Origin of the sequence: Nissabacter sp. SGAir0207 (genome assembly GCF_005491205.1) — a bacterium.
Taxonomy (GTDB): domain Bacteria; phylum Pseudomonadota; class Gammaproteobacteria; order Enterobacterales; family Enterobacteriaceae; genus Chimaeribacter.
This window is the reverse complement of record NZ_CP028035.1, coordinates 822600-843787: the sequence shown is the minus strand read 5'-3', so window position 1 is coordinate 843787 and position 21188 is coordinate 822600. Positions and strand designations below refer to the sequence as shown.

At 57.0% G+C, this 21188-nt stretch carries 22 protein-coding genes and 1 other RNA gene; 14 read left to right on the top strand and 9 right to left on the bottom strand.

Annotation, left to right across the window (positions count from 1 at the left end; genetic code table 11):
- The first annotated feature begins 100 nt into the window (after positions 1-100).
- From nadK to bamE, 3 genes are all read left to right on the top strand, one after another.
- Positions 101-979: an NAD(+) kinase gene (gene nadK / locus C1N62_RS03715; RefSeq protein ID WP_137762358.1), complete on the top strand. Its 879-nt coding sequence runs from the start codon at positions 101-103 to the stop codon at positions 977-979.
- A gap of 87 nt (positions 980-1066) precedes the next feature.
- Positions 1067-2728, top strand: coding sequence for a DNA repair protein RecN (recN, locus tag C1N62_RS03710; protein ID WP_168195801.1), 1662 nt, complete (start codon positions 1067-1069; stop codon positions 2726-2728).
- 113 nt (positions 2729-2841) lie between these two features.
- Positions 2842-3192: an outer membrane protein assembly factor BamE gene (gene bamE, locus C1N62_RS03705; protein WP_137762356.1), complete on the top strand. Its 351-nt coding sequence runs from the start codon at positions 2842-2844 to the stop codon at positions 3190-3192.
- Between the two features lie 75 nt (positions 3193-3267).
- Here bamE and C1N62_RS03700 read toward each other — a convergent pair whose 3' ends face one another.
- Both C1N62_RS03700 and C1N62_RS03695 read right to left on the bottom strand, forming a co-directional pair.
- Positions 3268-3555, bottom strand: coding sequence for an RnfH family protein (locus C1N62_RS03700; protein ID WP_137762355.1), 288 nt, complete (start codon positions 3553-3555; stop codon positions 3268-3270).
- Positions 3548-3982, bottom strand: coding sequence for a type II toxin-antitoxin system RatA family toxin (locus C1N62_RS03695; RefSeq protein WP_137762354.1), 435 nt, complete (start codon positions 3980-3982; stop codon positions 3548-3550). Before C1N62_RS03695 ends, C1N62_RS03700 begins: the two co-directional genes overlap by 8 nt.
- A 159-nt stretch (positions 3983-4141) precedes the next feature.
- On the opposite strand from C1N62_RS03695, the gene smpB reads away from it, so the two are divergent.
- Together smpB and ssrA are read left to right on the top strand one after the other, a co-directional pair.
- Positions 4142-4624 (top strand): SsrA-binding protein SmpB, encoded by a 483-nt coding sequence (gene smpB / locus C1N62_RS03690; RefSeq protein ID WP_137762353.1) that lies wholly within the window; start codon positions 4142-4144, stop codon positions 4622-4624.
- Positions 4625-4674: 50 nt separating this feature from the next.
- Positions 4675-5039: a transfer-messenger RNA gene (gene ssrA / locus C1N62_RS03685) on the top strand.
- 444 nt (positions 5040-5483) lie between these two features.
- Here ssrA and C1N62_RS03680 read toward each other — a convergent pair.
- Together C1N62_RS03680 and C1N62_RS03675 are read right to left on the bottom strand one after the other, a co-directional pair.
- On the bottom strand, positions 5484-6062 hold the full coding sequence (locus C1N62_RS03680; protein WP_240775720.1) for a serine acetyltransferase: 579 nt from the start codon (positions 6060-6062) through the stop codon (positions 5484-5486).
- 220 nt (positions 6063-6282) lie between these two features.
- Positions 6283-8643 (bottom strand): DUF3772 domain-containing protein, encoded by a 2361-nt coding sequence (locus tag C1N62_RS03675; RefSeq protein WP_240775719.1) that lies wholly within the window; start codon positions 8641-8643, stop codon positions 6283-6285.
- Between the two features lie 455 nt (positions 8644-9098).
- Between C1N62_RS03675 and C1N62_RS03670 the strand changes: the two genes are divergently transcribed.
- A complete protein-coding gene (locus C1N62_RS03670) occupies positions 9099-9392 on the top strand; it encodes a hypothetical protein (protein ID WP_168195800.1) in 294 nt (97 codons plus the stop codon).
- A gap of 105 nt (positions 9393-9497) precedes the next feature.
- Entirely contained in the window at positions 9498-10139 is a 642-nt protein-coding gene (locus C1N62_RS03665) for a glutathione S-transferase family protein (RefSeq protein ID WP_137762350.1), read from the top strand.
- Between the two features lie 35 nt (positions 10140-10174).
- Here C1N62_RS03665 and amyA read toward each other — a convergent pair whose 3' ends face one another.
- The gene (gene amyA / locus C1N62_RS03660) at positions 10175-11668 is read right to left on the bottom strand and encodes an alpha-amylase (RefSeq protein ID WP_137762349.1); all 1494 of its coding nucleotides are present in this window, start codon (positions 11666-11668) and stop codon (positions 10175-10177) included.
- A 411-nt stretch (positions 11669-12079) separates the two neighbouring features.
- On the opposite strand from amyA, the gene C1N62_RS23485 reads away from it, so the two are divergent.
- Complete coding sequence (locus C1N62_RS23485) at positions 12080-12208, top strand: hypothetical protein (RefSeq protein WP_255508610.1); 129 nt, start codon at positions 12080-12082, stop codon at positions 12206-12208.
- Positions 12209-12402: 194 nt separating this feature from the next.
- Positions 12403-12843, top strand: a complete 441-nt coding sequence (locus C1N62_RS03655) for a DUF1198 family protein (RefSeq protein WP_137762348.1) — start codon at positions 12403-12405, stop codon at positions 12841-12843.
- Here C1N62_RS03655 and C1N62_RS03650 read toward each other — a convergent pair whose 3' ends face one another.
- The 4 genes from C1N62_RS03650 to C1N62_RS03635 form a co-directional block, all read right to left on the bottom strand.
- The gene (locus C1N62_RS03650; protein ID WP_137762347.1) at positions 12844-13179 is read right to left on the bottom strand and encodes a DUF2002 family protein; all 336 of its coding nucleotides are present in this window, start codon (positions 13177-13179) and stop codon (positions 12844-12846) included.
- 145 nt (positions 13180-13324) lie between these two features.
- Positions 13325-14518, bottom strand: coding sequence for an MFS transporter (locus C1N62_RS03645; RefSeq protein WP_137762346.1), 1194 nt, complete (start codon positions 14516-14518; stop codon positions 13325-13327).
- Positions 14519-14825: 307 nt separating this feature from the next.
- Complete coding sequence (asr, locus tag C1N62_RS03640) at positions 14826-15305, bottom strand: acid resistance repetitive basic protein Asr (protein WP_137762345.1); 480 nt, start codon at positions 15303-15305, stop codon at positions 14826-14828.
- A gap of 332 nt (positions 15306-15637) precedes the next feature.
- Positions 15638-16021, bottom strand: a complete 384-nt coding sequence (locus tag C1N62_RS03635; protein WP_168195799.1) for a phage protein NinX family protein — start codon at positions 16019-16021, stop codon at positions 15638-15640.
- A 721-nt stretch (positions 16022-16742) separates the two neighbouring features.
- Between C1N62_RS03635 and C1N62_RS03630 the strand changes: the two genes are divergently transcribed.
- The 5 genes from C1N62_RS03630 to nrdF all read left to right on the top strand — a co-directional run bounded on the left by C1N62_RS03630 (position 16743) and on the right by nrdF (position 21183).
- Positions 16743-17039: a YqjD family protein gene (locus C1N62_RS03630; RefSeq protein ID WP_137762343.1), complete on the top strand. Its 297-nt coding sequence runs from the start codon at positions 16743-16745 to the stop codon at positions 17037-17039.
- 363 nt (positions 17040-17402) lie between these two features.
- Positions 17403-17639, top strand: a complete 237-nt coding sequence (gene nrdH / locus C1N62_RS03625; RefSeq protein WP_137762342.1) for a glutaredoxin-like protein NrdH — start codon at positions 17403-17405, stop codon at positions 17637-17639.
- A 3-nt stretch (positions 17640-17642) separates the two neighbouring features.
- Complete coding sequence (gene nrdI, locus C1N62_RS03620) at positions 17643-18053, top strand: class Ib ribonucleoside-diphosphate reductase assembly flavoprotein NrdI (RefSeq protein WP_137762341.1); 411 nt, start codon at positions 17643-17645, stop codon at positions 18051-18053.
- A complete protein-coding gene (gene nrdE / locus C1N62_RS03615; protein ID WP_137762340.1) occupies positions 18029-20179 on the top strand; it encodes a class 1b ribonucleoside-diphosphate reductase subunit alpha in 2151 nt (716 codons plus the stop codon). The genes nrdI and nrdE overlap by 25 nt, the downstream gene beginning before the upstream one ends.
- A 26-nt stretch (positions 20180-20205) precedes the next feature.
- On the top strand, positions 20206-21183 hold the full coding sequence (nrdF, locus tag C1N62_RS03610) for a class 1b ribonucleoside-diphosphate reductase subunit beta (protein WP_137762339.1): 978 nt from the start codon (positions 20206-20208) through the stop codon (positions 21181-21183).
- Positions 21184-21188 lie beyond the last annotated feature (5 nt).

The window sequence follows — 21188 nt, the reverse complement described above, 5'->3', positions numbered from 1 at the left end:
TACACTTGCTAGTTCGCTTATTATGGGGATCAAAACCGGGGTTTCAAGGGAACCGGTCAGAATGTGTGGGACAGCCCCCGCACTGAGGACAAGCGAGACAATGAGTAAGAAATTTAAGCGTATCGGCATCGTGGGCCACCCACGCCACCCTTCGGCCCTGGCCACACATGAGATGCTATACCACTGGCTGCGGGGAAAGGGCTATGACGTCATCCTCGAACGGCTGGTGGCAGAGGAGCTGAAGCTGGCGGATGCCCCCACCGGCACCCTGGCGGAGATCGGCCAGCAGGCCGATCTGGCGGTGGTAGTCGGCGGCGATGGCAACATGCTTGGTGCGGCGCGGGTGCTAGCGCGCTATGACATCAAGGTGATTGGCGTCAACCGCGGCAATCTGGGTTTCCTCACCGACCTCGACCCGGACAATGCCCAGCAGCAGCTGGCCGATGTGCTGGAGGGCGAGTACCTCGACGAGCAGCGTTTCCTGCTGGAGGCGCAGGTGAAGCGCGGCAATGAGCAGTGTCGGCTTGGCACCGCCATCAACGAAGTGGTGCTGCACCCCGGCAAAGTGGCGCACATGATTGAGTTTGAGGTCTATATTGACGATCGCTTCGCCTTTTCGCAGCGCTCCGATGGCCTGATCATCTCGACGCCCACCGGCTCCACCGCCTATTCCCTCTCCGGTGGCGGCCCAATCCTGACGCCGACGCTGGATGCCATCGCGCTGGTGCCGATGTTCCCGCATACACTCTCGGCGCGACCGCTGGTGATCAACAGCAGCAGCACCATCCGCCTGCGCTTTTCCCAGATCAGCAGTGACCTGGAGATCAGCTGTGACAGCCAGATTGCCCTGCCGATTCAGGAGGGAGAAGAGGTCGTCATTCGCCGCAGCGCCTTCCACCTGAACCTAATCCACCCCAAGGATTACAGCTATTTCAACACGTTAAGCACCAAGCTAGGCTGGTCAAAAAAATTGTTCTGAAAAACGTGCTGCCCTACTTTACTGGCGATGATTCCCGTTTATACTGTACGCAATTACAGTTCTGTGGTTATGTACAGGAAGGTGGCTATGCTGGCTCAACTCACTATCAGTAACTTTGCAATCGTCCGTGAGCTGGACATTGATTTTCAGGCAGGGATGACCGCCATCACCGGTGAAACCGGTGCGGGCAAATCGATTGCAATTGATGCACTAGGCCTCTGCCTGGGCAATCGCGCTGATGGCAGCATGGTACGCAATGGGGCAAACCGCGCCGATCTCTGCGCACGCTTTGCCCTCTCAGATACCCCTTCCGCCCGCGAATGGCTGGCGCAAAACCAGCTCGATGAGGGCAATGAGTGCCTGCTGCGCCGCACCATCGGCGCGGATGGCCGCTCCCGCGGGTTTATCAACGGCACACCGGTACCCCTCTCCCAGCTGCGCGAATTGGGCCAGCACCTGATTCAGATCCACGGCCAGCACGCCCACCAACTGCTGCTGCGTCCGGAGCACCAGAAATCCCTGCTTGATGCCTATGCCGACGAGCCGCAACTGCTGGCTGCCATGCGTGGCGCCTATCAGGCATGGCACCAAAGCTGCCGCGAACTGGCACAGCACCAACAGCTGATGAGTGAGCGCGAGTCTCGTCGCCAGCTACTGCACTACCAGCTAAAAGAGTTGAATGAGTTCTCGCCGGTTGCCGGTGAATACGAGCAAATCGACAGCGAGTATAAGCGCCTGGCCAACAGCGGCCAGTTGCTCTCTCTCAGCCAACAGGCGCTCTATCTGCTGGCCGATGGTGATGACCAGAACATCCTGAGCCAACTCTACACGGCAAAAAATCAGCTGGGTGAACTGGCGGAGCTGGATGAGAAGATGGGTGAATTGCTGGCAATGCTGGAAGAGGCATCTATCCAGATCAGTGAGGCAAGTGACGAGCTGCGTCACTATAGCCAGCGTCTGGATCTCGATCCGAACCGTCTGTATGAGTTGGAGCAGCGCCTCTCGCGTCAGCTTTCCCTCTCACGTAAACATCGTGTATCGCCGGAAGAGCTGCCGGTGCTCTACCAGCAACTGTTGGACGAACAGCAAGCGCTGGAAGATCAGGAGAGCAGCCAGGCGGAGCTTAGCGAGGCGGTGGCCCACCACCATCAAAAAGCCACGGCGATTGCTGGCCAGCTGAGCCAGAAGCGTCGCGAATACGCGGATGAACTGACGACCCTGATTACCCAGAGTATGCAGGCGCTCTCCATGCCGCACGGCAAATTCAATATCGAGATTGCTTTCAACCCGGATCACCTGAGCGCCGAGGGTGCCGATCATATCGAGTTCCAGGTCACTACCAACCCCGGCCAGCCCATGCAGGCATTGGCGAAAGTGGCGTCTGGCGGGGAGCTGTCGCGTATTGCTCTGGCCATTCAGGTCATCACAGCCCGCAAAATGGACACACCTGCACTGATCTTCGATGAGGTGGACGTAGGCATCAGCGGCCCAACGGCGGCCATCGTTGGCAAGCTGTTGCGCCAGTTAGGGGAGTCCGCCCAAGTGATGTGCGTTACCCACCTGCCGCAGGTGGCGGGATGTGGCCATCAGCACTACTTTGTCAGCAAGCAAACCGATGGTGAAGTCACAGAGACCACGATGGTACGCCTCGACAAGCGCGCACGGCTGCAAGAGTTGGCTCGCCTGCTGGGTGGTAGTGAAGTGACGCGCAACACGCTAGCGAACGCCAAAGAGCTGCTGGCTGCTTAGAAATACTCAACTTTTTTGCTTTCCTGCGGTCATACTGGAACCCTGTAAAGGTTCCCAACTGCCGAAAGGTTTATTATTATCGGCATCCTATGCCCTAAAGGAATGTGATTACTATGCGCTGTAAATTGCTGACTGCCGCCGCTGTGGTACTTGTTACGCTTACCACAGGCTGTTCCACACTGGAAAAGGTGGTTTATCGGCCTGATATCAATCAGGGGAACTACCTCTCCCCTGCTGACGTAGCCAAGATTCATACCGGCATGACCAAGCAGCAAGTGGCTTATGTGTTAGGTACGCCAATGATGCAGGACCCGTTTGGCAGCAATACCTGGTTCTATGTCTTCCGCCAGCAGCCAGGGCATGAGAGTGTCACTCAACAGACGCTGACGCTGACCTTCGACAGTAGCGACGTGCTGACCAATGTCGATAACAAGCCAGCACTGGCAGGACAGAAAGAAGAGTAACGGCTGAAAGCCAAGCAGAGTGACGCGGTTGCGGCTCGTTACCTGCTAAAAAATAAGGGTGCCTCTATGGGCACCCTATTTTTTTGTGGCTCGCTCAGCGCGCTGGCGCCGTAGCTCTTTCGGATCGGCAATCAATGGGCGATAGATCTCCACCCGGTCGCCATCCTGTACCTCATCCGTCAGCTTGACCGGCCGGCTATAGACGCCAACCTTATTGATACTCAGATCAATGTCACTGCGCTGTTCAAGGATGCCAGAGGCCTCAATGGCCTGCTGGACGCTGCTGCCCAACGCCAGCTTCACGCTGCGCAGGTACTGCCGCTCGGGCAGCGCGTAGACCACCTCAACCCGGATCTCAGGCACTGTAGACCTCTTTCGCGCGCTGGGTAAACGCTTGTACCATACTGCTCGCCAATTCTTTGAAGATCCGGCCGAATGCCAGTTCAATCAGCTTATTGGTGAACTCAAAATCCAGGTTGAACTCAATTTTGCATGCATCCGGGCTTAGGGGAGTAAAGTGCCAGCCGCCCATCAATTTACGGAACGGCCCATCGACCAGATGCATCTTGATACTCTGGTTGCTGGAGAGCAGGTTACGTGTAGTGAAGGTTTTGCTGATCCCCGCTTTCGCGACATCCACGGCTGCCATCATTTCGCCCGGCCCCTGGGTTAATACCCGGCTACCGGTGCAGCCTGGCAAAAATTCCGGATAGGAATTAACATCGTTTACCAACTGGTACATTTGCTCAGCGCTGAATGGCACTAACGCAGAACGGTTGATCTGGGGCATATCGTTTCCTGTGTGTCATAAAACGTACAGATAATAACATTTATCTGCGCTGTGACAAAAAACTGCTTCACATCATATGCTCACAGAGCATAAAAAGGCTAAGGGCCTCAGGCTCAAGGGATTTCATTCGCCACTCCATGCGGTATAATAACAACCACTATGACTAAGAAAAAAGCACATAAACCCGGTTCCGCAACCATAGCGATGAACAAGCGCGCCCGCCACGAGTACTTCATTGAAGAAGAGATCGAGGCCGGTCTTGCGTTGCAAGGATGGGAAGTTAAGTCGCTGCGCGCTGGCAAAGCCAACCTTAGCGACAGCTATGTTGTTTTCCGTGATGGTGAAGCGTACCTGTTTGGCGCTACCATCACTCCGCTCAACGTTGCCTCCTCCCACGTAGTGTGTGAGCCGATGCGTACCCGTAAGCTGCTGCTGAACCGTAAAGAGCTCAGCTCACTGTTTGGTGCCGTAAACCGTGATGGTTACACCATCGTGGCGCTCTCGCTCTACTGGAAAAATGCCTGGACGAAGATCAAGATCGGCGTCGCGAAGGGTAAAAAAGAGCACGACAAACGTGAAGACACCCGCACCCGTGAATGGCAGGTTGACCGTGCGCGTATCATGAAGAATGCCAATCGTTAAGTGACTGGCATTACATGGTAATCTTCTGTTATACTGTCTGACAGACACTTGGGGCTGATTCTGGATTCGACGGGATTTGCGAAACCCAAGGTGCATGCCGAGGTGCGGTAGGCCTCGCTAAAAAACCGCAAAAAAATAGTCGCAAACGACGAAAACTACGCACTAGCAGCTTAATAACCTGCTTAGAGCCCTCTCTCCCTAGCCTCCGCTCTTAGGACGGGGATCAAGAGAGGTCAAACCTAAAAGAGATCGCGTGGATGCCTTGCTTGGGGTTGAAGCGTTAAAACTAATCAAGCTAGTTTGTTAGTGGCGTGTCCATCCGCAGCTGGCAGGCGAATGTAAAGATTGGACTAAGCATGTAGTACCGACGGCGTAGTAATTTCGGACGGGGGTTCAAATCCCCCCAGCTCCACCAAATATGCTTCCGGTTATCACCAGATAAGGCCGGAAACCCTAAAAACCCGCAACTTCGGTTGGCGGGTTTTTTTGTGCCTGCCGTTCAGCCATTCCTCTTCTTCACTACTCTTAGCGCACCATTTATAGCAGCTGCCGTAAGGCCAGAGTGAAGTAGCGGCAGCGCATTTCTGTATGTTGTAATAAATTTAGCGTTAGTGTCAGAAGTTGGCCGGGCACTTACTGATGAGTGCGAGTAACATATTAAGAGGGGAAACAGGCCGCTGTTCTTACGATAGGCTTTTATCATTAGCGCTTACAATGTGCTTTTTATGCTGCGGAAGTACGGCTTGAATCAGGGTGGATTATTTAACGTCAGTGAATCACGTTCAATAAGTGAAGTGCAGAGGAGCTTGATATTGCCTGACATCCCTGTCCAGGCGATCTTACGGTTTATGCGAGCAACTTAAAGATAGTGAAGCTCTTTTCGGTTATAGACCACGGATCCTGCGGGTACGTCCTTATTTACAAAGGTCATGGCACCGATCACCACATTATCGCCAATCCGGAGATTGTCACCAATAATGCAGCTATTTGCCCCGACTTCGACGTTATCCCCGATATAGATCTTGCCTGCCTGATCCAGATGGCGAATGCCAATGGTAACATTCTGTTTGATATAGAAATTTTTACCGATAACGCTGCATTCGGCGATCACGATGCCCACATAGTGCGCAATGCGTAACCCTTCGCCAATCTGGGCACCCAGCTTAATATGTAGGCCATACCGATTACGTAATTTGCGATTAAAGTTGACCGCATGTTTTTTATACTTGTTATTAAGGTAGAAGTAATTGGCGATACGCCACCAGAAGTAGAAACGTCGGTCCGGGCACTTGAGGACTTTATGGATGGTTTTCAGCCATGAAAACTCTTTGTCGGATTTCATTACCTCAATGCGCAGGCAATTTTTGAGGTGTTCAACGCTGGCATGGTAATTTTCGTTTTCTACGGTGGGTGAGCTGAGTGAAGATGTCAAAAGCACAGAGAAACCACTTAATCGGTTGAATTTATTTGCATTGTGCCACTGTCGACACAGATACTTCCAGAATTCTTAACATTGTAAATTATTTGCATTTCATGGTAAAGGCGCTGGGTAAACCTGTCTCTTTTTGCGTTGCATGCAGGATTGTCTATTTGACAGGCACTCCTCGCGCCAAAAAAAAGCACACCCTAAGGCGTGCTGTGGGAAGGAGGGAAAACGATCAGCCCTGCCGGTCTTCGGGAGCCTCTAGCACCATTTTCTGTGGCATGGAGAGGGAGACCTTTTCAGCGCGCAGGCGCTTCAGGATGTCATATAGCAGCTCGCTCTTAGTGCTGCTCACTACGCGTGGGCTGGTAACATAGCCCGTCACGCTCAGTACAATGCCGGTTGGTGCCAGCTGGCTGAAGGTCACTGAGGGCGCTGGCATCTCCAGAATAGACTGATGCTCTTGATAGGCCTGTAACAGAATGCCGCGCACCTGCTCCGGGTCGATATCCAGCGGGAAGGTCAAGGCGATGGTCGCCACGCCCTGAGCGTTATTCATCGTCGCGTTGCGCACGTTCTGCGAAATCAGCTGGGAGTTCGGCACAATCACCGTTGAGCGGTCAGAGAGCTGGATCTCGGTGGCGCGTACATTGATGCGGCGAATATCCCCTTCTACCCCACTAATGGTCACCAGATCGCCCACCTTGACTGGCCGTTCGGTCAGCAAGATCAGGCCAGAGATGAAGTTCTTCACAATCTCCTGCAAACCAAAACCGATGCCCACTGACAGCGCACTGACGATCCAGGCCAGTTTGTTCCACTGAATGCCCATTGCCGACAGGGTGATCAGGATCACCAGCACGTAGCCTACGTTGCTGAAAAGCGTCACCAGCGAGGCGCGAATGCCCTTATCCATCATGGTCTTTGGTAGGAAGTCATTGTCCAGCCAGCGGCGCGCGCTACGCAGCACCACCATGCCGACCACCAGACAGATCACCGCGTTAATCAGCTGCGACGGCACAATGTTGAGCTTCTCTAGCCCCTTGCCACCCCAGATATCGACCACTTTGCTGATCAGCTCCAGCGGCGTGGTGGTACCGAAGGTGCCGTTAAGGATGGCTACCACCGCCAGCAGGATCAGGATGCTTTTGCCGATGGCGGAGAGCAGCGTCGCGGCCAGCGTCAGGTGGCGATCCTGAATGTTGAGGGAGTGCTTGATGATGCGGCCGCTGGCGGTATTGGCCGAAAACAGGCTCTCGCATACGTCGGTGACCAGATGGATCAGCAGGTAGAGGCAGCCCAGCACCAGCCCGATCCAGACCAGTTCATAGGAGAGAAAACGTGCCAGCGGGATATAGCCCACCAGCACAGCCATCAAAATGACGAAGGCCGTGACGCTGGTTGCCAGATGAACCAGCCCGACCAGCGTGGAGCGCGCCTCTGGGGTCTCGCCCTCGGCGATGTAGCGGCGGCGCAGGCGGTTGACGCGCATCGGGCCAATGAAGGCGGTCAGCGCCACCAGCAGCGAGGCCAGACCACTGCCCATCAGGCTGGTCACCACGCTGACGCCAATCAAGTTGTTCAGCTGCTCCATCGCGCCAAACACCAAAATGAAGCTGGCGAGCATCAGCGGGAAAGGCCGCAGCGTCTGGGCGATCTCATTGGCCATGGTCGGCAAGCGCCACGAGGGGTGCTGGTTGGCGAGCAGCGCCTGCCCCAGTCCGGCAATCAGCGCCGAGAAGAGGCTCAGGTCGACCACGCCCTCCGCGTAGTCGAGCACCATCTGGCTGGCACTCCCCTCACGGGTCACGATCTGGCACAGCAGCTGAGCGGCAATCCCGACGGAGAGCAATACGGTCAGCACCGTGCCGGCGGCCAGCGCACTGCGGCGTAAGCGCCCCTCTGGCAGTGCCTTCAGCACCAGCCAAGTGAGTGGCTTGTCCAGCAGGCGGCGGCCAAACAGGCCAATCGCCAGCGCGGCCACCAGCAGCGCCACGGAACCGTAGCGCCATTCCGGCTCCCAAGCCGTCGACCAACTCGCGTGCAGTTGCTCGGTAAAGCCAGTGAAACGGCGGGCATCATTGGCCTGCCCATCCAGCAGCGGTGACCAGAAATGGTGGCCCAAAATGCTGCCGGTGTTAAGCGCCAGCTGGGTCTTCAGCGCATTGCGGCGCAGGTTGGTGATCTGGGCTGACAGATTGGTGGCGGCCGCGTTGATGGCGCTGGCCTGATCGATCTGGTCTTTCAGCTGTTGCTGGCTCTTGTTCAGGCTGGTGCGCTGGCGCGCGACGTCGGCGGTCTCCGCTAGCGCGTCATCGGCTGGCTCCGGCCCCAATACCGCCAGTTGCGCCTCGGCCTGCGCCAGGGCCGGTTGCAGGGCCGTAGACAGCGCATCAGCATCGGCAGCCAGTTGCAGCGTGCTGTCATTCAGCGCGCTGAGCTTGTTGTCGCTGGTGGTGTTCGAGACCTGCTGCTTGATGTTGTCGAGGCGTTTTTGCAGCTGGGCCAGAGTGGCGGGCGCATTGATCGCCGCTGGTTTGGCACTCTCTTCGCCCGTTGCGGCGGCATCGGGGGCGGCATGGGCGACTTGGGACATCAGGGGAACAAACAGCAAAAGAGCATAGAGCAGGCGCCTGAGGCGCAAAGGTGTGATCGGCATAGCAGGCTTTTTCCGTTAGTGAACTGGCAATCGGGTCTGACTTTTCGCGCCTGATGGCGTCACGCAGACTTATTTCCACCGTGAATAATAACCATAAAGCGCGACGCTGCGCCCCAGATTATTCGGGAAAACCATGAGGCTGCCGGAGAGAGGCTCTTATCCGCTGGTTAAATGGCGTGCAAATAACCCGTTGTAAGGTTTGATAAAGCGGAAAAGTTGAGGGATATGCAAAGGTGTTGATCCAGATCAATAAATTTTGCTGACACACCATTTTTTGCTTCTATCACGCATAACGATCGCCACATAATGTTATTTAAAATTAAATTATATTTAATTTATTCTGGATGTTACCTCACTGTTGCCCTCACAGCTTGACGTATAAGGAGATCCTGATGGAGTGGAGAGTCATTGATAGTGTGGTGTGCACGCGCAGCAACATGACCTTTGTCTGCGTGATTTCAGCCAAAAGCCTGAAGTTGATTGTCTGGACAGTCACCGATCTGGCCCTGCGGCCCGGCGACCGCCTGACGCCCCATCGGCAGGGTTACCAGATCAATCACGATCCGGGGCGCGTTATCAGTGTGGTGAACGCGACGCCCTTTCGCTCCCGCCTGTGGCAGTCACTGTTGCAAAGCCGCCCCGGCCGCGAGCAGCGGCTGAGTGACCGGGATGCCCTTTCACTGTAGTTCACCCTTCGCGCCCGGCCATCAGATAAAGTCTGAAAACTCCCCCGCCCTCCCCCTTGACCTGATAGGCTGCCGTCATAGTGCTATCAATGGAGGCGTGGAGCGATGTTGCAAATCTGGGGAAGAAAAACCTCATCCAACGTGCAGGCGGTGATGTGGTGTGTCGGCGAACTGGGGCTGGATTATCAGCGCTACGATATTGGCCACTGCTATGGCGGCACCGATACGCCAGAGTTTTTGGCCATGAACCCTAACGGGCTGGTGCCGGTGATTCAGGATGGCGATCACCCCCCGCTGTGGGAGAGTGGCGCGATCCTGCGTTACCTGGCCGCCCGCTATGCGGACGCGGCTTTCTGGCCTGCGGAGGCAGCGGCGCGCGCGCCGGTGGACATGTGGGCCGAGTGGGCGAAGCTGAATATCTCGCAGAACTTCACTGGCCCGATCTTCTGGCAACTGGTGCGGACGCCGGAGCGGGAGCGTGATGCAGAGAAGGTCAGGCAGGCGATGGCAAAGCTGGTGCCTTTTTTGCAGATTGCCGACGCGCGGCTGGCACGGCAGCCGTGGCTGGTGGGGGAGCACTTTACGCTGGCGGACATCCAGTTCGGCCACCTGCTCTACCGCTACTATGACATTGCGCTGGAGCGGCCCGACCTTCCCCATCTAGCCGCCTACTACGCGCGCCTGACAGCGAGGCCAGCCTATCGCCAGCATGTGATGGTCTCTTATGAGGCGTTGCGGGTGGTGTAAGGGAGAAATCTGCGGGCCGGGCGGCCCGCAGGTATTCAGGCATCCAGGCACTCCGCCAGCACCCAGACGCTGACGCTGCCACCGTTGCAGGTGAAAACGCCATTGCCCTGTTCATCCGTGGTGATGGTCTCCTCGCGCAGGCCCAGGTAGTCCCGCCACTCGCGGTTGGCCAGCGCCTCGCCAAGGGCAACGCCCTTCTCGCCGTCCTCGCCATTGGAGAGCACTACCACGCAGCCCGGTGCCTCGTCTGTACCACTGCGGGTAAAGGCGATGCAGTTGGCATGGTCGAAGTAGTCGGTTTGCACCCCGTGGGCGAAACGCTGGCGCGCCTTCAGCAGCGTGGGCAGCTCCGCCACCGCGGGCAGATCGATGTGGTGCTCATTGCCATCCTGGCCGCGATCGTCATAGGCCACGCCAAACAGATCCGGGTAGAAGATGGTTGGCACGCCCTGCTCACGCAGCAGGATCAGCGCGTAGGCCAGCGGCTTGAACCAGCTCTCCACGGGCGCTTCCAGCGCCTGCAGGGGCTGGGTGTCGTGGTTGCCAACAATGGTCACCGCATGGAAGGGATCGTCTGCCAGCAGCGAGCCGTCAAACAGTGTGCAGAGATCGAAATCCTGACCCTGCTTCGAGGCATGGTGGAAATTCATGTAGAGCGGCACATCAAACAGCATGGTGCGCCCTTCGACCTGCTCGATATAGTGCTTGAGCACATCGAGATCCGGCGACCAGTACTCCGCCACCACCAGCATCGGCTGGTCGCGCAGCGTCTCGACATAGGCCAGCCAGTCCCGGTAGAACCACGCCGGGATGTGCTTCACCGCGTCCAGCCGGAACCCGGCGCAGGGTACCTGCTCCAGCAGCCAGCGCGCCCAGTACTCCAGCTCGCCGCGCACTGCCTGATTGCGGAAGTCGATGTTCGCCCCCATCAGGTAGTCGAAGTTACCCAGTTCGCCGTCCACCTCTACGTTCCACCCCTCGGCGGTGTAATCATTGATGATTTTGAAAACGCCGCTCTCCTCCGGGTTATCAATGTGATCCACGCCACTGAAGCACTTGTAGTCCCAGACGAATTGGGAGTACTTGCCAGCGCGGCCGGGGAAGGTAAAGCGAGTCCAGGCTTCGCACTCCACCACCTCATCATCAATGTCCGTGCGGTTACCCTCATCAACGCGGTTAACCTTCACCGGCTCTTTCTCATCCGCCCCCATTTTGTGGTTGAGCACCACATCCATCATCACGCCCACCCCCGCGCTGTTCAGCGCGTCGGCCGCCCGCAGCAGCCCGGCCTTGTCGCCATACTTGGTGGCCACACTGCCCTTCTGATCGAACTCTCCCAGGTCAAACAGATCGTACACGTCGTAGCCCACTGAGTGGCCCCCCGCAGACCCTTTATAGGCCGGCGGCAGCCAGGTGTGGCTGATTCCCAACTCCCCCAGGTAAGACGCTTGTTGCTCGACTTCTGCCCACAGCTTGCCGCCCTCCGGGTAATACCAGTGAAAGAATTGCAAAATAACGGGATTGTTCATCGGGTGAGACTCCACTTCTCTGAAGGTAGGAGAAGTATGGTCTAAAAGTGTGCAAAAGAAATTTCGCCGCAGACTATTTTTTCCGGTGCGAATTAATGGCTTCCGCGTAGAGAAGGAGCAAATGGAGGAAGAGGTAAACCGCGTTTCGGGCGTCAAGAGGTGCCGCAACTCGTTACGGCCCGGTTTTCGACCCGCCGTGTTGCCTGTTATAGCGGTACAACGGCCAACACATTGAGCTTTCAGCATAATCTGTTGCCAACGGCAGGCAGAATAGTCTGAATCCTCGATCAGGCGGCCTGCCAGCGTGGATTTCTCTGGATAAATTTTTTGCCGCGCACTAAGGTGCTGCCTGACAGGGATGTGGCAAACCGTTTTTCCCCTGCCGTTATGGCACTGTTTTAAGAGTTGAAGATGATGAAAAGATTGACCCTGATGTGCAGCGCCCTGCTGCTGAGTACCCTGTTGAGCGGCTGCATCTATCCCCACCACGGCCACCACCACGGGCATGGCCACGGTCACCACTACGGCCACCGCGACTGATTTCCCTTCCCGGTCTGGCGCGGCGGCAGCTTGCCCGCCGCGCCAAGGGAGACCAGACACCCGCCAAGGTTATTTTTTCAGCAGTCAGCGCGACATTGTGGCCGGGGTTATCCCATTCGCGGCAGAAGCGGATACACTCAGGCTGGAGATCGGACGCCAGCCGGCGACCGGCAAGCTGGAGAGCAGACTGACAGATGACATGGATTATCATTGCCGCACTGATCGCGGTCTTTGTCGCCGGTTACCTGGTGATGACGGCAGATACCCGCAAGGCCAATGATTCGTTGGCTTCCCTGCTGCGGATCAAGCCGGTGGTGATTGAGTCAATGCTACTGGAGATGGGCAAACGCCAGAGCCAGATGTTTACCCGTGCCATCAGCAGTGGTTACGCGGAGGAGCTGCGCAAGGCGGCCTATATCGTGTTTATCTACCACACCTTTATCCGCGACGACTCGCCAGAGAGCATCCTCCATTGGCGTGACGTGCTGATTCGCGCGCACCTGTCACCGGTGCTGACCAATGAGCACGCTGAACAGGCGCTGTTCTACTTTGCCGAGCTGGATCTGGATCCGTTTGAGCTGGCGCAATTCCGCCGCCACTACAACGAGACCTATAACCAGATCCACCTGGTGTAATTATTTGAAGACATTCTCCAGATAGCTGGCCAGCAACTGGCGCGAGCTGAATCCGTGCGGAATGCCGTAGTGCAGCCCGCCGCTGCCGGAGGTCTCACGCGGGAACTCCGTGTAGTGCTCGCTGGCGCGCATCTCCGAGGTGGGTTGCGCAAAACGCAGGCTGAACTCCTTGAGCGCTGGGTGGATCACCAGCGCCGTGCGGCCAAAGCGGGCCTCGCGGTTGACGTACACGTAGTGCACGCCGCGGCGGTAACCGTAGGTTTTGTCATCTACATAGTCCCGCTCAAATCCTGAACCTTCCAATACCCGTGCGACTTCATCCGGCCGTAAATACATTGTTTCTCCTCGCATCTTGAACAGCCAAGCGACCTTACCGTATTGGCCCGATCAGACAATGCCTTTATCCTGCATTCTGGACGATTTCAGAATATTCTCCACCCGGCTGATGTAATTACCGGCACTGCCGCAAGTTTCTGGCGGTTTATTGCGCCGACCCCGCTGGCCGGGCCAGCGTCAGGCGCAGGGTGATCAGCGCCGCCACTCCAACGGTGATCGCCGCCACCAGATAGATGGAGGCAATGCCAAAGTGGTTAATGATCATCCCCGCTACCGGGCCAGTCAGCCCCAGCCCGAGATCCAGAAACGCAGAATAGAGCCCCAGGGCTGTCCCTTGGTTCTGCACCGGCACCTGCTTCACCGCCTCCACGCCCAACGCCGGGAAGACCAGTGAGAAGCCAGCGCCGGTCAGGAACGCCCCGCACTCCACCAGCAGCGGGCTGCCGGCTTGCCAAATCAGCAGCAGCCCTGCCATCTCGAACAGGAATGAGACCAGTGAGACCTTCAGCCCGCCGTGGCGGTTGATGTTGTTGCTGAACAGTAACCGGATGCCGACAAAGCCCAAGCTGAACAGGGAGAGTGAGAAGGCCGCCCCCTGCCAGCCGCGCTCGCCGTAGTAGAGGGTAATAAAGGTGGCGATGACACCGAACCCGATGGTGCCCAACCCCAGCCCAAGGCCGTAGGGCCAAATTTTGCCCACCACGGCACTGAAGGCGATGCGGTTGCCTGCCACCACCGAGATGGGTGACTTGCGCGCGGCCAGCAGCATGGCGATCACCACCGCCAGCACAATCACCCCGGCCACGCCAGCCAGCCCCCAGCGCTGGTTAAGCCAGACGCCAAGTGGCGCGCCAATCGCCATGGCCCCGTAGGTCGCCACCCCATTCCAGGAGATGACGCGGGCGGTATGCAGCGACCCGACCGCCCCGATGCCCCACAGGGTGGAGCCGGTGCTGGCGAAGCTCTCGCCGACGCCCAGCAGCACGCGGCCCGCGCAGAGCAGCATCAGGCTAAGCAGCGGCTGCCCACTCGCCAGCCACGCCAGCGCATAACAGAGGCCGCTGAGGCCACAGCACGCCAGCCCAAACAGCACCACCCGCTTTGGCCCCAGCATGTCCGCATAGCGTCCGGCGTGTGGCCGGCTCACCAGCGTCGCGAAGTATTGCGCGCTGATAATCAGCCCCGCCAGTACCGAGTTATAACCAAGATCGTGATGGACAAAGCCCGGCAGCACCGCCAGCGGCAGGCCAATGGTGAGGTAACAGACGAAGGTAAACAGAACAATGGAGAGGATGCGCTTGTTCAGCTGCGAAGTGCTGATTGCATGACTGGCAGACATCGGCTGGCCTGATAAAAAGTGAGTTAAGTGAACAGCATAGCGCCTGCGCCGCTATCAGGGTATGTGGAAATCGTGAAAAAATTTAACAATCAGACAACGGCCGGAGGGGGGGTTACAGCAGATCGTCAGTGATAAACAGTGCCCAGGCTGCCGCCAGCCCACACAGGGTCAGCCCAGCCAGAAAGAGTTCAAACCAATAGCGTTTCAGCATGGTTGCCACCGTCCTGATGCTAAAAAAACGCCCGTACAAGACGGGCGTTATCAACGGGTTTGGCGGTCAGAGGGTGTCTGCCGTCACGCCTGTTCCTTATGCGGCAGGCTGTGCTGCAGCTTTCTTGTGGGTCACTTTTTTGTGGTGCTTTTTAGCGGCCTGGGCTTTCTGGGCAACAGGTTTGTGGGCCGCTTTTTTGTGGTGCTTTTTAGCAGCCTGGGCTTTCTGCTCAGCTGGCTTGGTAGTGGCTTTTTTGTGGTGCTTTTTAGCAGCCTGGGCTTTCTGCTCAGCCGGCTTGGTAGTGGCTTTTTTGTGGTGCTTTTTGGCAGCCTGGGCTTTCTGCTCTACCGCTTTCTTGGTGGATTTTTTGTGTTTTTTCGCAGCCTGAGCTTTCTGGGCAACGTGTTTTTTATGCGCTTTGTGGTGCACGGTCTTCGCGGCCGGGGCGGTCGCAGCCGGTGCAGTGGTGGTGGCCGGTGCAGCGGTGGCCGGAGCGGTGGTTGCCGTTTCCGCAGCAAACGCTACAGAGGACATACCCAGGGTAGCGGCAACAATCATGGCGACGATCTTTTTCATAACATTCCTCAGCGTGTTTGGGATCAGCCCGGGGGTGGGCCGGTGAAATGCAGTCTACGCAGATTCTTCACCGCACTCCGTGAGTGATTGGTGTCGCTACGTAACGAAATGTACAACTGCGCAGGAAAAGGGAAGCATGGGATGAAGGATGAGAGAAGGTGTGCCTAAGGCCGTTTCGCCTCTGGGGAAGCCCGTTCCGGCGTCCCCGTATTGACTAACCTGCTTGGCGTCCAAGCAATAATTCTTACCTATTGACGACAGGTAGTCAGGCCCGCCAATCAGCGCCCGGATGTTTTCCGCAACTACGGCCATCCGTTGGCAAAGGCATATCGCTATTTATCGCTGGCGTACCGCCCCTTAATCAGGTCAGGTATCTCTACGCATGCCCCCAGTGCCATCATTACAATCGCCCGGCAAGCCGCAATCAGCGCGGTCTGCCCCTGCTGTATTGCCGCGTCAACATGGGGCGAGCAGCTGGCAATGTTTACCCGATTGCCACTCTCTTTATCCTGACTGGATAGCCAGACATTGTATTGCTCAATTAACTTTCCAGCTTGATTCCAGTTAGCGGAGGGTTGGTAATACTCGGGGAACCCATCACCATGCTGAAATATCATTCCCTGCTCACACCAGACTGCCTGTTTCGTCGCAATGGCCACGGCCCAATCAAGGGAGATCCCTTCCAGCTCTTTTGTTGCGACAGTGATTGTTTTCATTGTGTAATACCTTTCGTGCTGACGCTTTGCGTCATTGCCAAAGTGTCTTTTACTCTTCTCCGCAACGCCAAAAATCAATAAAGTCAGGATGTTACACATCTGACCAGCGTGAGGAACACGGGCCTTTTTTGATTAATAACTTACAGATCAAACAATTAAATAGGATGTTGCCGGAACTAAAATGCCGCCCTCAAGCGGCAGGCGCGGAATAGTATCAGAAGGAGGCAGGCGGCGTCAGCTATTAAACGAACGCGGTGCATAACGGTTATAAAGGCCGGCTCCGTGCAACGGAAAGTGATATGACAATACGATCTGATCCCGGTAAATGCACAACAAGGGAGGAAAACTATCCGGTGATATCGGGCAGTGTCATTACTTTCCATCCGTTATCAATCCGCCGCCTGTTACAGGTTTATTGTCTTCTATGCATCAGCGCATCAATAAAAATAAATGACCTGCCCTATGCGGCATCACAATAGAAATGTTTTGCAAATAACTCTTATTCTAAACAGGCTGCTTACTCTCCCCCTTTCCCGCCGCCAATATCCCCTCTTGGTCAGCATAACCCTACGGGACGGGTTGCGTTACCGGTGACTTGCGCGCGCCTTGGCGGGCATCAATTAACCACGCTAATCTTTGGAAGATTGCCCCGTTGGCGGCCCCGCCCCTGCGCGTGATTTGGTCTATGCTTTAAAGCAAACCATGCGAAAGGGAGAAGCAAATGTTTAAAAGATCAGAAAAAATTGAGCGTAACCTCGATCAGGATGTCTCGCTGCTGGCGGATACATTGGATGGGGTGCTGCAATCCTCACGTAACCGCGGTCATGAGACAGCGGAGGCGATCCGCAGCCGGGCAGAGGATGTACTGCGCAATAGCCGGGCGCGTCTGCATGAGGTACCGCCTGCACGCGAACTGGCCGGCAAGGCAAAAAGCGCCCTTAAAGATAACCCGTGGAAAGGGGTTGGGTTGGGTGCCGCCGTGGGTGTCGTGGTCGGTATCCTGCTTGCCCGCCGCTAACCCTCTGTTCTCTCGCTGATAATAACTCTCGCGTCTCTTATGCCGGGGCTTTCCCCCCCGGCCCCCTCGCAAACCCTGGCTTTTCCTATCACATCTATCATCAAAAAAATTTTTTAACTCTTGACGCCCCGGCTGCTGCGGGCTGGCATTCGCACGTGAATATTTTTCACCCAAACACTATATATTGTGTGGTTGCAATATTTCGGATCAATATCTAGTATTTTTAGCAGAGCCACAGCGCAGGCGGCCCGTCCGTTTTGTGCCTTAACATATTGAATATGGCGCTCAGTGGGCCTCTGGAATACTACCGGGGGAACTGCAGAGCAATGCCCTGACGACCTATCATAAAGGGAAATGCGAATCATGAGCATTATTATTTACAGTAAACCGGATTGTGTTCAGTGCAACGCTACCTACCGCACGCTCGATCGCCAGGGCATCGCCTATCAGGTGGTGGATCTGACCACCGATGAGGCTGCCCTGCATCATGTCAAATCCCTCGGTTATCAGCAGGTGCCGGTGATTGTCGCTGGCGATGCCCACTGGTCGGGCTTCCGCCCTGACCTGCTCAGCACCCTGAGCGCCACGCATCAGGGGTAGCGGATGCACCCGCTGGTCTACTTCTCCAGCAGCTCCGAGAATACCCACCGTTTTATCGGCAAACTCGGGCTGCCGGCCATCCGCATTCCGCTGGCGCGCCAGCGGGAGCCGCTGCGCGTGTATGAGCCCTATATTCTGGTGGTGCCGAGCTATGGCGGCGGCGGGATGGCGGGCGCGGTGCCGCCACAGGTGATCCGCTTTTTGAACCAGCCGGAGAACCGCGCGCTGATCCGCGGGGTGATCGCCGCTGGCAACACCAATTTCGGGGAGGCCTATGGCATTGCTGGCCGGATCGTGGCGCAGAAGTGCCAGGTGCCCCTTCTCTACCGCTTTGAGTTGCTCGGTACGCCGGGCGATGTCGATAACGTCATTAACGGAGTGACCACATTTTGGCAGCGACAGAACTCGCTCTGACTGAGCCGGCGCTTGAGCGCCCGGACTACCACGCGCTGAACGCGATGCTGAACCTGTTCGATGAGCAGGGACAGATCCAGTTTGATAAAGACCGGCTCGCCGCCCGTCACTACTTCCTCCAGCACGTTAACCAGAACACCGTCTTCTTCCATAACCTGGAGGAGAAGTTGCGCTATCTGGTGGCGGAGGGGTACTACGAGCAGGAGGTGCTGGCGCGCTATACGCCGGCCTTTATCAAACAGCTGTTCCGCCAGGCCTACGCCCATAAGTTCCGTTTCCAGACCTTTTTGGGCGCGTTCAAGTACTACACCAGCTACACGCTGAAGACTTTCGACGGCAAGCGCTATCTGGAGCGGTATGAGGATCGCGTCTGCATGGTGGCGCTGACGTTGGCACAGGGTGACACCGCGCTGGCGCAGAAGATGGTGGATGAGATCATCAGTGGCCGCTTCCAGCCAGCCACTCCCACCTTCCTCAACTGCGGCAAGAAGCAGCGCGGCGAACTGGTCTCCTGCTTCCTGCTGCGCATTGAGGACAACATGGAGTCCATTGGCCGTTCGGTCAACTCGGCGTTGCAGCTCTCCAAGCGCGGCGGCGGTGTGGCCTTTATGCTGACCAACATCCGTGAGGCTGGCGCGCCGATCAAGCGCATCGAGAACCAATCCTCGGGCGTCATCCCGATCATGAAGATGCTGGAGGATGCCTTCTCCTACGCCAACCAGCTTGGCGCGCGTCAGGGGGCCGGCGCGGTCTACCTGCATGCGCACCACCCGGACATCCTGCGTTTTCTGGATACCAAGCGCGAGAACGCCGACGAGAAGATCCGCATCAAAACGCTGTCGCTGGGCGTGGTGATCCCGGACATCACCTTTGAGCTGGCGAAGAACAATGAGGAGATGTACCTCTTCTCGCCGTATGACGTGCAGCAGGTGTATGGCGTGCCGCTGTCGGAGCTGTCGGTCAGCGAAAAGTACCGTGAGATGGTGGCGGACAAGCGCATCCGCAAGAAGAAGATCAACGCCCGTGAGTTCTTCAAGATCCTGGCGGAGATCCAGTTTGAGTCCGGCTATCCCTACATGATGTTTGAGGATACGGTGAACCGTGCTAACCCGATCGCTGGCCGCATCAACATGAGCAACCTCTGCTCGGAGATTTTGCAGGTCAACAGCGCCACCGAGTATGGCGAGGATCTCTCTTACCAGCACATCGGCAAGGATATCTCCTGCAACCTCGGCTCGCTGAACATCGCCCACGTGATGGACGCGCCGGACTTCGGCCAGACGGTGGAGACGGCGATCCGCGCGCTGACCGCGGTCTCTGACATGAGCCACATCCGCTCGGTGCCCTCGATTGAGCAGGGAAACCACAGCTCCCACGCCATCGGGCTTGGGCAGATGAACCTGCACGGCTATTTGGCGCGCGAGCGCATTTATTACGGCTCGGAAGAGGCGTTGGACTTCACCAACCTCTACTTCTATACCGTGGCGTACCACGCCCTGCGCGCCTCCAACCAGTTGGCGATTGAGCGGCAGACGCAGTTTGGCGGCTTCGCGCACTCCGCCTATGCCAGCGGCGCCTACTTCGACAAGTACCTGGAGCCGCGCTGGCAGCCGAAAACCGCGCGTGTGAAGGCGCTGTTTGAGCAGGCCGGTATCCACATCCCGCAGGTCGCCGAGTGGGCGGCGCTGAAAGCGTCAGTAATGGCGCACGGGCTATACAACCAGAATTTGCAGGCAGTGCCGCCGACTGGCTCCATCTCCTATATCAACAATGCCACCTCCAGCATCCATCCGATTGTGTCGCGTATTGAGATCCGCAAAGAGGGCAAGATTGGCCGCGTCTACTACCCGGCGCCCTTTATGACCAATGACAACCTGGAGTACTACCAGGATGCCTATGAGATTGGGCCGGAGAAGATCATCGACACCTATGCCGAGGCGACGCAGCACGTGGATCAGGGGCTGTCGCTGACGCTGTTCTTCCGCGATACCGCCACCACCCGCGACATCAACCGGGCACAGATCTACGCCTGGAAACGGGGCATTAAAACCATTTACTACATCCGCCTGCGGCAGATGGCGCTGGAAGGCACCGAGGTGCAGGGCTGCGTCTCCTGCACGCTCTGACCGGCGCAACGAATTAAGGGACAACGATGAGTGTTTTAGTCGCGCCAGCACGGCGCATACACAAGGCGATCAACTGGAACCAGATTGAGGATGACAAGGATCTGGAGGTGTGGAACCGGCTGACCGCCAACTTCTGGCTGCCGGAGAAGGTGCCGCTCTCCAATGATATTCCCTCCTGGGCGACGTTGACGCCACAGGAGCAGCAGCTGACCATCCGGGTGTTTACCGGCCTGACGCTGCTGGATACGGTGCAGAACGTGGTGGGCGCGCCAGCGCTGATGGAGGACGCCATCACTCCGCATGAGGAGGCGGTCTACGCCAACATCAGCTTTATGGAGGCGGTGCACGCCCGCTCCTACAGCTCCATCTTCTCCACGCTCTGCTCCAGCGCCGACGTGGATGACGCCTTCCGCTGGAGCGAGCAGAACCGCACACTGCAAAACAAGGCGGAGATCGTACTCTCGCACTACCGGGGCGACGATCCGCTGATGAAGAAGGTGGCCAGCGTGTTCCTGGAGTCGTTCCTGTTCTACTCCGGTTTCTACCTGCCGATGTACTGGTCAAGCCGTGCCAAACTGACCAACACCGCCGACCTGATCCGGCTGATCATCCGGGATGAGGCGGTGCATGGCTACTACATCGGCTACAAGTTCCAGAAGAACTTGCAGCAGGTAGATGAGGCGCGCCGCCGTCAGGTGAAGGCGCAGGCCTACGACCTGTTGCAGGATCTGTATGAGAATGAGCTGCGCTACACCGAAGAGCTGTATGACGGCGTCGGCTGGAGCGAGGATGTGAAGAAATTCCTGCACTACAACGCCAACAAAGCGCTGATGAACCTCGGCTATGAGGCGCTGTTCCCGGCGGCGATGGCGGAGGTCAACCCGGCGATCCTGTCGGCGCTGTCGCCCAATGCCGACGAGAACCACGACTTCTTCTCCGGGTCTGGCTCCTCCTATGTGATTGGCAAGGCGGTCAACACCGAGGATGAGGACTGGGATTTCTGATCCTG